The organism is Wolbachia endosymbiont (group A) of Hylaeus communis, from assembly GCF_947251915.1.
Lineage (GTDB): Bacteria > Pseudomonadota > Alphaproteobacteria > Rickettsiales > Anaplasmataceae > Wolbachia > Wolbachia pipientis.
The window spans coordinates 742,412-753,988 of record NZ_OX366396.1 but is presented as its reverse complement, the minus strand read 5'-3'; the positions used below and the strand labels follow the sequence as shown (position 1 = coordinate 753,988).

General features: G+C 35.1%; 8 protein-coding genes and 6 pseudogenes. 5 read left to right on the top strand and 9 right to left on the bottom strand.

Going from position 1 to position 11,577, the window contains the following annotated elements:
- The first annotated feature begins 98 nt into the window (after positions 1 to 98).
- Positions 99 to 883 (top strand): annotated as a pseudogene (locus OPR52_RS03850) (IS5 family transposase).
- A gap of 8 nt (positions 884 to 891) precedes the next feature.
- Here the strand turns inward: OPR52_RS03850 and OPR52_RS03845 are convergent.
- From OPR52_RS03845 to OPR52_RS03820, 6 genes and pseudogenes are all read right to left on the bottom strand, one after another.
- Positions 892 to 1,080 (bottom strand): annotated as a pseudogene (locus OPR52_RS03845) (Rpn family recombination-promoting nuclease/putative transposase); the annotation flags it as partial.
- A 20-nt stretch (positions 1,081 to 1,100) separates the two neighbouring features.
- Complete coding sequence (locus OPR52_RS03840) at positions 1,101 to 1,622, bottom strand: pyrimidine dimer DNA glycosylase/endonuclease V (RefSeq protein WP_065095448.1); 522 nt, start codon at positions 1,620 to 1,622, stop codon at positions 1,101 to 1,103.
- A gap of 20 nt (positions 1,623 to 1,642) precedes the next feature.
- Positions 1,643 to 2,104, bottom strand: a pseudogene (locus tag OPR52_RS03835) (Rpn family recombination-promoting nuclease/putative transposase); the annotation flags it as partial.
- 681 nt (positions 2,105 to 2,785) lie between these two features.
- On the bottom strand, positions 2,786 to 3,805 hold the full coding sequence (locus OPR52_RS03830) for an IS110 family RNA-guided transposase (protein ID WP_265037747.1): 1,020 nt from the start codon (positions 3,803 to 3,805) through the stop codon (positions 2,786 to 2,788).
- Between the two features lie 288 nt (positions 3,806 to 4,093).
- Positions 4,094 to 6,007, bottom strand: coding sequence for an excinuclease ABC subunit UvrB (gene uvrB, locus OPR52_RS03825; protein WP_265038457.1), 1,914 nt, complete (start codon positions 6,005 to 6,007; stop codon positions 4,094 to 4,096).
- Between the two features lie 395 nt (positions 6,008 to 6,402).
- Positions 6,403 to 6,675, bottom strand: a pseudogene (locus tag OPR52_RS03820) (transposase); the annotation flags it as partial.
- Between the two features lie 133 nt (positions 6,676 to 6,808).
- On the opposite strand from OPR52_RS03820, the pseudogene OPR52_RS03815 reads away from it, so the two are divergent.
- The 4 genes and pseudogenes from OPR52_RS03815 to OPR52_RS03800 all read left to right on the top strand — a co-directional run.
- A pseudogene (locus OPR52_RS03815) lies at positions 6,809 to 7,441 on the top strand (IS982 family transposase); the annotation flags it as partial.
- A 32-nt stretch (positions 7,442 to 7,473) separates the two neighbouring features.
- Positions 7,474 to 8,306, top strand: a protein-coding gene (locus tag OPR52_RS03810; RefSeq protein ID WP_265037890.1) for an IS5-like element ISWpi1 family transposase whose coding sequence is annotated in 2 segments (ribosomal slippage) — positions 7,474 to 7,843 and positions 7,843 to 8,306 — 834 coding nt in all. Because the reading frame shifts where the segments join, the coding sequence is not laid out codon by codon here.
- A gap of 23 nt (positions 8,307 to 8,329) precedes the next feature.
- A pseudogene (locus OPR52_RS03805) lies at positions 8,330 to 8,567 on the top strand (transposase); the annotation flags it as partial.
- The gene (locus OPR52_RS03800) at positions 8,560 to 8,808 is read left to right on the top strand and encodes a transposase (RefSeq protein ID WP_182309100.1); all 249 of its coding nucleotides are present in this window, start codon (positions 8,560 to 8,562) and stop codon (positions 8,806 to 8,808) included. The pseudogene OPR52_RS03805 and the gene OPR52_RS03800, both read left to right, overlap by 8 nt.
- A 344-nt stretch (positions 8,809 to 9,152) precedes the next feature.
- Here OPR52_RS03800 and OPR52_RS03795 read toward each other — a convergent pair whose 3' ends face one another.
- From OPR52_RS03795 to OPR52_RS03785, 3 genes are read right to left on the bottom strand one after another with little or no spacing between them, the layout of a single operon-like run.
- A complete protein-coding gene (locus tag OPR52_RS03795; RefSeq protein ID WP_015589263.1) occupies positions 9,153 to 9,539 on the bottom strand; it encodes a cytochrome c-type biogenesis protein in 387 nt (128 codons plus the stop codon).
- Complete coding sequence (locus OPR52_RS03790) at positions 9,523 to 10,563, bottom strand: hypothetical protein (RefSeq protein ID WP_265038456.1); 1,041 nt, start codon at positions 10,561 to 10,563, stop codon at positions 9,523 to 9,525. Before OPR52_RS03790 ends, OPR52_RS03795 begins: the two co-directional genes overlap by 17 nt.
- The gene (locus OPR52_RS03785; protein ID WP_264722965.1) at positions 10,556 to 10,918 is read right to left on the bottom strand and encodes a ferredoxin family 2Fe-2S iron-sulfur cluster binding protein; all 363 of its coding nucleotides are present in this window, start codon (positions 10,916 to 10,918) and stop codon (positions 10,556 to 10,558) included. The genes OPR52_RS03790 and OPR52_RS03785 overlap by 8 nt, the downstream gene beginning before the upstream one ends.
- Positions 10,919 to 11,577: the final 659 nt, after the last annotated feature.

Here is an 11,577-nt window from a genome sequence, read left to right as displayed (position 1 = left end):
AAGTTGAAAAGAGCTCTAAGGGAGTTACAGTACTTAGAACCTGTACATGATCTCAAGAAAGGAATAAACTAAGAGATAATGTATATAAGTTAGGATATATGAGGAGTTTATACCCAAGTGATATAAGTCGGGAAAGATTTGAGATTATGTTACCAGATCTAGAGTCCTGTAGAAAAAAAACAAAACCAAGAAAACTTGATTTGTATGATGTATTTTGTGGAGTGTTATACGTTCTGAAAAGTGGTTGTCAGTGGAGAATGCTACCAAAAGAGTTTCCAAAATGGCGCAATTGTTACGACTATTTTAAGAAGTGGAGTGAAAAACCAGATGCAGATAAAGAAAGTGTTCTGGAGCTGGTGTTAAAAAAAAATAGTTGGCGTGGTCCGACAAAACAATGGTCGGAAAGAAAAAACCAGCTTCTGCATAATTGATGCACAGAGTGTAAAAAATGCAGATACTGCTGAAGAAAAAGGCTATGATGCAGGCAAAAAGATTTCAGGAATAAAACGCCATATTGAAGTAGATACGCAAGCATGCAATTTATATAACAACAGCAGAGATAACTGACCGTAGCAGTGCTGTGAGAATGGTCGAAAATGCAAAAGAAAACCTCTCGGGAGTTAAAAATGTACTGGTTGATGCAGGCTATACTGGAGAGAATTTTGCAACTCAAATAAAAACGATTATTGGTGCAACCGTTGAAGTGATAAAAAGAAATGAATTACATTCCTTTGTTGTATTGCCCAAAAGATGGGTTGTGGAGCGATCTTTTGCTTGGTTAGAAAAATGTAGAAGATTGTGGAAAAATTGTGAGCGAAAACTCAATACTAGCCTACAAATGGTCGTTCTGGCTTTCACTGCCTTACTTCTGAAAAGATTATGAACAGGCTCTTAGGCTTTTTCCTTAGGTTTTGAAATTTCAGCTTTAGGAAGACCGGTAGACTCAGCTATTAATTCAACAGATACACCTGCTTTAAGTAGGTTTTTTGCAACTTCAATTTCTCTTTCTTTTCTACCTTGCTCTTCCCCAATTTGGATGCCTTCCTCCCTGCCTTTTTCATGGCCGATTTGGATAGCTTCTCTATTTATGACTGATCAGACTATAGCATTCTGTCTAGCAACCAATCTGGTGCTTCTCTGCCTTTTTCCCACTTGGCAAACTTCATCTTTTCTTTTAAGTAATACTCTCTATAGGCTTCTATTGGATTACTACATTTATATCGATCAGGTAACGCTTGTGTAAAAGCTTGTATATCAGCTGATTGAAAAATTAGCAAATCCTTATTATTATCACACCAATCTATAACTTCTTCAGATTTATGCGTTCTTTTATATCGCCAGGTGTACTCTTTACATAATTCTTTTCCATATCCTATCAACCAATTAAAGTTTCCTTTTGAGTGTCTAGCCCATAGAGAACAAGGGTGGTTTTTGTGAGTAAGTTTATATGGAACTTCTATATTTTGGTTTGTGATACTGACAAAAGGATTTGGCGCTTTTAATGCGATTGAAAAAACACTACTAAGTAATTGAGCAGTTTCTAATGGCATTTTCACTATGTGCTTATCGCATAACATTCGTGCTGCAATTACTGGGTTTTCATCTAGTACAAAGATGTTCATCTAGGTGTCAAAAGATAAAATCAGATTAAGTCTTTGACTTCGTTAACTGTAAGACCAGTAGTTTGAGCTATAATATCAATAGAAACACCTGCTTTTAGTAGATTCTTTGCGACCTCAATTTTCTCTGCTTTTCTGCCTTTTTCATGTCCGATAAGGATGCCTTCTTCTCTACCTTTTTCAGTAGCATCATCAAGTTTTTGAGCGAGGACAGCCTGTTCATCAAGAATACGTTTTATTTCCTGTTCATAGGCAATAAATTCTTTTTCTGACCAGTTAAATCTATTTAGTTCTTCATAGGCCTTTTTAATTATTACATCACTACCTATTATTTTTTCCAGCTCTTCTTCACTAGTTTCGTCTGCATATCGAAAAAAATAAACCCATTTTTCAACTATATTTTCCAACTGATCTTCCTTGTTCTTTGGAAATTTTGGCAACTCAATAAATATAAAATAGAAATCTTTTAGATCATGCTCATTAGTTCTCTAATTGCATAAAAGTCAATAATAATTTTTTATATCATGAAAAATATTTTTTGATGTAAAATTCAGCTCTAATACAACCTTTTATTTACTATCGTATTATCTTATTCAATCAAAAGGTATCCGTTCAAGCAATGGCGTTAAGTTAAGGAAAGATTGTCTAGTATAGCAAAATTTAAAGTAGGTTCCCTAATTGCATGAAAGTCAATAATAATTTTTTGTATCATGAAAAATATTTTTTGATGTAAAATTCAGCTCTAATACAACCTTTTATTTACTATCGTATTATCTTATTCAATCAAAAGGGGTTTTATTGGCAATAAAAACACCAGCACTAAATTTCTAATTAATCCCTTTTAAATTATGCAGCCAATGAATATGTGGATAAATACGCCACACACATTTAAAGTATTTATCCACATATTCATTAAGCTTATAAAAACTAAGGTATCATTCTTTCCCTCCATAGTCTTAATATAAGTTAAAATAGCATGCTTCCATGGTTCTCTCCGCGGTCTGATATGGCTAATTTGTATTTTAGCCAAGCCGCACTATACTTGTTAGGCGGAAGTGGACGGCAACATGTGTCTTACGAAGTCTATGCTTCAACCTAGGATCTTGCTTATCCCTTCCATCGGCATTGCTATCTTTACTTTACATCAAATTATCTACTTTTTGCATTTATTGATAACAAAATTCTGTTTTACTAACCAATATCCTATGCATAATTACAGACAACTTCCGCGCTACGGCAACAATTGCTTTCTTCATACCCTTCTTTTTTGCAAGCCTCAATCCCCAGCTTCTCAATTTAAATTTCCTTTTACATTTTACCAGTAAGACTTGTGCTGCTTCGTACAACACATTCCTACATTCTACTGGTCCCATTTTTGATATACTTCCATGCCGATCAATCTCTCCAGAAGCGTACTGTCTTGGGCTCAATCCCATATAGGCTCCAACTGCATAAGATGTTTCAAACCTATATGCATCATCTATCGCAGCTTTGTATGTCATTGCTACTATAATACCAACTCCTGGAACAGTAGTTAATAATTTACAATCCTCATCTTTTTTACCTTGCTCTGAGAGCATTTTGTCAAGTTTTCTTATCGATTCTTCTATTGTTTCTAAGCTATGTACTAATACTTCAATTGAGTTCTTGCTAATTTCATCTAGCTCATTAATTATTTCTTGCACTTTTAAAACGAAACTTGTAGATCTGGCACGCTGATCAATTTTTATCCCGTATATTTTTAATAATCCTCTTATTGTTCCCTCAATTTTCCCTCTGCTACGTGTTAATTGTCTTCTGCTTCCAAGCATTATTTTAATCTGACAAGCTTCATCTGACTTTACTAATACCTCTTTAAATAGCCCAACTCTCATCATTTGTGCTATACCTCTTGCATCATTTTTATCATTCTTATTGATTCTTGCAGACAATGCTGCTGCCATATGCCTTGCATCTACACAAGTTACTGGCAATCCAAATCTCCTCAATTCTTTGCACATTGATATTGATAGTTGTCCACTTTCTATCCCTATTGCTTCATATTTTTTGCTTTGACTAAGCAAATACTCCGCTATTGTACTGCTTTCACTTACAATAACTTCTTCTTTAACAATTTTTCCTTTCTCATCAATGATACTGATAAAAGTTTCCTTGAGTGAGACATCTAATCCACTATAATATTTCATGAGGCTGCTCCTACTGTAAAAGTTTAAATTATTTTTGAAGAACTAATTCTATTGAACTTGTTACTTCGTGCTAAAATAATGGAGTATGTCTCTCCATCATTCAATAGCAATTACAGTATGTGTTTTATTAGGGTTGGGGCCAAAGCCCCTGACCCTGGGGATGCTGTCGGTGGTTTTTCTTGTCCATTGTAAATATTGTACCGTACTAAATATTTAAAAAGTATTAATATAAAGATATCAATAAAATTATTTACATTTTTATACTATGCCCATAGCATCATATATTACTTAACCTTGCAATAATTTTTTTATTCTTGCTGCTTCTTCGAACTCTAAATTTTCAGCATGCTCTATCATTTGCTTTCTCAAATCATCCTTATTAATATTTACTTTCGGTTCTGCTATTGCCCTCTCCTGTAAGGTGTTTGATATAGGTTTTATTATAGTCTTTGGGACAATATTGTACAATATATTATGTTCTTCTTGTTTTTTTCTTCTTCTTTCGGTCTCTCTTAATGCACGGTCCAGAGAACCAGTGATTTTATCTGCATACAAAATTACTCTACCTTCAGCATTACGCGCAGCACGACCAATCGTTTGAATTAATGAAGTTTCCGATCGCAAAAATCCTTCTTTATCAGCATCCAAAATTGCAACCAACCCACACTCTGGAATATCAAGACCTTCCCTCAGCAAGTTAACACCTACTAAAACATCGATTTCTTTAGATCTCAATTTGTATATAATTTCTATTCTCTCCAGCGCAGCAATATCAGAATGCAAATAACTCACTCTCATATTCAATTCACTCATATATTCAGCTAAATTTTCAGCCATTTTTTTCGTCAATGTAGTGATTAAAACACAAAATCCCTTCCCTATTGTCACTTGTGCCTCGTGAATTACATCATCAATTTGACTCTCTATTGGTTTTACAATGCAGATTGGGTCTGTAAGCCCTGTTGGACGGATAACTTGCTCTATAAATACATTATTGGTCTTTGCCAACTCATACTTTCCTGGAGTGGCTGAAATGTAAACAGTCTGCGGCCTAACTCCCTCCCACTCTTCAAATTTTAATGGACGATTATCAAAAGCGGAAGGGAGCCTGAAGCCATAGTCGATCAATTTCTTTTTACGCGCCTCATTACCACTGTACATCGCACCAACCTGAGGAACGGTGACATGACTCTCATCAACAAATAAAATTACGTCTTTAGGTAAATATTCAAACAAAGTAGGTGGTGGATCCCCAGCTTCCATTCCATAGAGATACCGCGAATAATTTTCAATACCTTTACATATTCCTGTTGTTCTCATCATTTCGATATCAAAATTAGTGCGTTGCTCGAGGCGCTTTGCTTCAACAATCTTGTTTCGCGAGTAGTAATAATCCAAGCGTTCATGCAGCTCTTTTTTGACTAGTTCAATTGCCTGCAACAAAGCCTCACGTGGGGTTATGTAATAGCTATTTGGAAAAATGGTGATTTTATTTACGCCTTTGGTAACATTGCCCGTTATAGCATCAACATCAAAAATTTCTTCTATTTCATCGCCAAATAACGATAAACGCCAAGCTTTATTTTCATAATGGGAAGGAAATATATCAATAATATCGCCGCGCACTCTGAAATATCCTCTCTCAAACCTGGCATCAGAGCGCTTGTATTGAAGATCAGTTAAGTTGCTCAGGAAATCATTAATACGAATTTTATTTCCAACACTAAGCGGTATGATCATGCTGCGGTAGCTCTCAGGCGAACCAAGACCGTATATGCAGGAAACACTGGCAACTACGATCGTATCCCTGCGCTCCAAAAGGGAGCAGACGGTGGAATAACGCAGCATCTCAATTCTTTCGTTAATTGCAGAATCTTTTTCGATATAAGTATCAGTTTGTGGTAAATAGGCTTCAGGTTGATAATAATCATAATAAGAAATGAAGTATTCAACAGCATTATGGGGAAACAATCCTTTCATTTCCTCATAAAGCTGTGCTGCTAAAGTTTTATTGTGTGCCATAATTAATGCAGGCCTGTTTGTCCTTGCAATAACATTTGCCATAGTAAAAGTTTTCCCAGAACCAGTAACTCCAAGCAAAACCTGATCTCTTTTATTGCTATTTAGCCCTGCAATTAAGCTATCGATTGCCTGTGGTTGATCCCCAGCCGGTTGAAAATGTGTAGCGATTTGAAATTCCATAGACTTTACTTACTATCTTTGATTCATTGTATAGTAAACACTATATTGCTTTTAAGATAAGTTGTATAGCTATCGTAAAGCCATAAAACATTAACCAACAATGTCATGCAAGTAGCTGACACTGGAATCTTGTTTCAATGTTAAACAAAATACCATAGAATTCAAGAAGACAATTCCTAAAAAATCCCTACATCCAAAAAAAGGCAAAATGCTGCTTGAATAAGCTAAATTTTTTTAGATGCAAAAACAATAAAACATAGTTGATACTAAAGTTATAGTACTCCTATGACAACGTTACAAAAATTAAGGAAATGGATAGCTCTGATCAATTGGAATAGTATTTTCAGGTACCGGTGGTCAATATGACATTTTTAAAATAAAGATTTAGAACCTGCTTAAAATCTTCTCAATAGAAGAGAAATGAAGGAAAGAACGACCATTTGTAGGCTAGTGTTAAGTTTTCGCTCGCAATTTTTCCACAATCGTCTGCATTTTTCTAACCAAGCGAAAGATCGCTCTACAACCCATCTTTGTGGCAATACAGCAAAGGAATGTAATTCACTTCGTTTTATTACTTCTACAGTTGCTCCAATAATCGTTTTTATTTTAGTTGCAAAATTTTCTCCTGTATAACCTGCATCGACCAGTATATTTTTAACTTCCGAGAGGTTTTCTTTTGCGCTTTCAACCATTCTCACAGCACTGCTAACCCCAGTTGTAAATTAGAAAAAATAGAAAAGGTAAGGAAATAGGGTAAACTCCGAGGTATTTGATATTCATTCCTAAAATAGGAGGTTACCAATGAAAGAAAAAGTAACAGAAATCTTTTGTATAGTCGATGATTTTTGCAATACAGTCGATGAAAATTTTGCAGAAAAACTTCTACCAAGTGGCAAAAAACCAACCAGGACGCCAGAGATTACGCATTCAGAGATTTTTACCATAATATTGCTATATCAAGTGCGACAATTTAAAAATTTTCTATGTGCATTATTTGAAATTATTATACGAATCAGCGTTTCCAAAATTGCCATCCTATAGTAGGTTTATCAGGCTAAAATCGCGGGTTTTATGGTATTTAGCGCTCTTAATGCAATGGTTTTGCGAACAGTCAAAAGTGACAGGGATTTCGTACATAGATGCAACATCTATCGCTGTTTGCCATCCAAAAAGGACCTCGAGAAACAAAGTTTTCAAAGGGTTGGCAAAGATTGGAAAGACTACTTATGGGTGGTTTTTCGGTACATCTAGTAATCAATGAAACTGGCGAAATTCAAGGGGTTACGGTGATAAAAGGCAACGTTGATACCTGTGCCAAATTTAACTAAGAAATTGACTGGATTATTGTTTGGAGATAAAGGATATATCAAAAAAGATCTTTTTCACGAATTATTCGATAGAGGGTTAGAGGTTGTCCGGAAACAAGTAAAAGGCTATAATATCTGAAATTTTAGTACGGGGTAAAGATGAGAAAAAAGTATCCAACAGATCTAAGCGAAAGGGAATGGGCAAGAATAGAAAAACACTTCAGAGTATCATACAAGAAAGGAGGAAGGCCGCCAAAGTATAGCAAAAGAGAAATATTAGAAGCAATTTTCTATGTATTGCGTACAGGGTGTCAATGGCGGTATTTACCAAATGATTTTCCGCTATGGAAGACTGTGTATGAGCAGTTCAGGCAATGGAAGAAGCAGGGAATTTTTGAGAAAATGAATTATGAAATTACAAAATATAGTAGAAGAAAAATAGGAAGGAATGAGCAGCCGAGTGCCTGTATAGTAGATAGTCAATCTGTAAAGACTACAGAAAAGGGGGGATCAAAGGCTATGATGGAAGTAAAAAAGTAAAGGGTAGAAAAAGGCATATAATTACAGACACTCAGGGTTTTATACTAGGTTGTTACGTAGGCGCTGCTAACGAAAATGATAGAGATGGTATTAAAATAGCATTAAACAATATGAGAACAAAATATACTAAAGTTAAAAAAATGTGGGCTGACATGGGATACCAAGGAAGAAATTTAAAGAATCACATAAAGGAAGAATATGACATAGATATTGAAATTGTTAAAAGGCCTACATGTAGATTTTGGGTGCACAAAGATACGCCACCTGAGCTACTACCAACAAGAGAACAAGGGTTTAAAGTACAGCCAAGAAGATGGGTTGTAGAAAGGACTTTTGCTTGGGTTAATAGGAATAGAAGGCTATCGAAGGAGTATGATTTACTCACAACATCCACTGAGAATTTCATATACCTAGCTATGAGTAGGGTTATGTTAAAGAGGGAATATGCTTGAATTTACTTGTTTCCGGACAACCTCTAAAGCTTGTAACCAGTATAAAAAAGGGTATGAAAAACTCATTAATGGCGCTAAATGAGAAGATTTTGTTAAGAAAAAGATCGATTATTGAGACAGTTTTTGGCTCTCTGAAAAACAAATTTGAGATTGAGCATACTCGCCACAGATCACCGATAAATTTTTTGGTACACATTTTTTCCACGCTTGTTTCATATTCCATGCAGCCGCTGCATTTCTAAGCTTTACTTCGTTGGCTAATCCGCAACTGGGGTATATAGGGTTGACACCAAGGCAATATTCTTCTGGAGAAGTTGATCGGCATGGCAGCATATCAAAGATGGGACCAGCGGAATGTAGAAGTATGTTATATGAAGCTGCACAAACAATGCTTACAGTGACCAAGAGGACATTTAAATTAAAAAACTGGGGTTGCGAAGAAAAAAGGAATGAAAAAAGCAATTGTAGCAGTAGCAAGAAAATTAGCTGTAATTATGCATAGGATGTTGGTTGATAAAACAGAATTTTATTATCAATAAACATCAAAAGAGCATAGGACAATAATTTTATTGAAAATAAAGATAGCAATGCCGATGGAAGGGACAAGCAAGAACTTAGTTAGACTTCGTGGTAAATATGTTGCCGTCCACTTCCGCCTAACAAGTATAATGCGGCTTGACAAATTTATTGTCATCTCAGACCGCGGAGAGAACCATATGCTACTTTTAACTTATGTAAAATTACCAAGGATTATGGAGAAGATATGCTGTTTTGATTTGTGTGAAAATTATTGTTGACTTATGTGCAATTAGAGAACCTAAGTCACTTTAGCTATATATAAAAGGTTTAAGTGGTTGTATTGATGTATCTTTGTATTAAAAAACACCCAATAAGCAGAGTTGTAAGTGGAATAAACCACAAAATGTAAGTGCTAGATTTTATAGGCGGTACGATTATAATTGAATTGCCGTAAGAATTTTTTAACTCTGAGATTATCTCTTCATCTGTGTATCCATCATTGATTTTTTTACGAATTGCTTCTCGCATATCATACGCGATCTGAGATCCAGATTCAGACAATGATTCGCCAGAACATATTGGACACCTTATTATTTCAAATAAACTTGTTGCTCGTTTTTCCATGCTTTTATCTCTGAGTTTATTATCCAGAGTAAAAGCGTTTACGCCTGAGTGGAATATCAATATGAAAAGTAAACTAACTACTGCTCTCATCCTTGGTTAATTGGGTTATTTTACTGAGCTGGTTCATAAAATCAGTGGTGGATAACTTTCCAATAAAACTTGACCCTACATCATCATCGTACTTTATTGAAAATTGAATGCCATCATCAGTTGTTTTTTCTGATAAGGAAGACATTAATTTTTCAAACGCATCTGAAGTTTTTGAGTCACCAATCATAAACGAGATTAATTCTTTATAATTTGATATAGCCACGTTGATTTTGTCTTTAAATGAATATGTAACTAAGTTGTAATTGTTTACCCCACCATCTGCAGCAAAAGAAAAATTATTACTTTGAATCAAAAATTTCTCTATATTGAAATTAATTCTGGAAGCCGAGATGTCGTTTACAAATTCATAATCAAATTTAGTGTCGATACTAAGGTAACTTTCAGGACTTGCAGTATTTTTATACCGATAAGTATACAAATCAAATCCTAGCTTAGCATTTCCACTCAGTTCTTTATCGAGGTAAAATTGAATGTAATTACTTTTATCATTCACTTCAGTTATAACACTTTGCTGATTTTCTGAAACATCACATTTTAATTCATAATCTTCGTAACGAAGTGTATCTATATAGTCTATCACGGTACTATTTTTGTTGAATCGCAATGAAGATGGTAAATCGTTTAGTCTAACAACAAAGTGGCTGCTATCGTTTGTGTGGCATTTTATATTCTTTTTCTCATCACCATGAACAGCAATATTGACTTCATTGCTTGGTATGTAGATATATACTGATTTATCAAACAATCTATTTTTTATCAATAAAGCATCAGATGAGATGGTTAATTGCTCATTGGAAAATTTTGGGTTTGTCACACGGAAAATTAGGTTAGAAGGAAATCCACTAAAATCATGTGAAATATCAAATTTTTCGTCGTTAATGTATAGTATTGTTTCAGCTAAAAGATTTTTTACCTTACATGCAGAAAAATACCAAAAACCACTATACGCTACAGGAATAAACAAAAGTAAAGAGACGATAATATAGATAAAAATCTTACGCATGATTCCCCTGTTTATCTAATGATATGTTTCTTGTACCCCTTGGTATGGTTACACACAAGCCGTCGATATCTTTTGTGATTTTTATTTGGCATCCAAGCCTCGACGTCTCTGTTAAGCCGAAAGCTAGGTCTAACATATCATTTTCCTCATCAGATATAGGGTTATGTATTTCTACAGCATTATAAAACTTTGGATCAACAATTACATGGCATGTAGAGCAAGCAAGAGAACCTTCACATGCACCTTCAAGCAGATCTGGAGCACTTCTATGGGCTAAATTGAGCAGAGTTTCTCCCTCTGCAGCTTCATAGCTTTTCTTACTCCCATCAGGTAAAATAAAAGTAACAGATGGCATATTATTCCTATTAAAATCCTTACTAATTTCTCTATATCCTACAGGTAATAACTAATATTTGCAAACTCTTTGCAATTCCAGTGCCTATATTTCTTGTTATCCAAGTAGCTCTTTGTTGTCATCCGAGTAGCTGACACTGGTTCCTTTATGACAGCAGTGCCCTCTTCTTGTCATCCCAGTGCCCTGATTACTTGGATCCAGAAAAAAGAATGGTGTCATGCAAGTAGCCTCCTTCTCCTGTCATCCGAGTAGCTGACACTGGGATGACACCCCACTTAACCGTCATACTGCCGCGGTATCTCTTAGCCGCTAACAAGCAGCGGGATGACGATTGTCGTTTAGCCATAAATATTAAGAAATTTACCAAATGAAAAAAAAAGGCAAAAGAAACCCCGTGGTGGTTGGCTATTTACCATGTACTAAAATATCGGCGTTTTTTTATTCTAAAACGCTTGATTAAGAGCGATTTAGCTGCTTTTAACTTGCAACTAACCTACACCGCAAGTGTTTAAGAAATTTACTAAGTAGGAAAAAAGGCAAAGAAACCCCGTAGTAGCTAGCATTCAAATTCTCCCTTGTCAATTTGACGTTTTTTGCTGTCTTAAACGCTTTGTAAGCGCGTTTCGGCTTATATAGGTAAAAACCCAGAAATTTTTAAA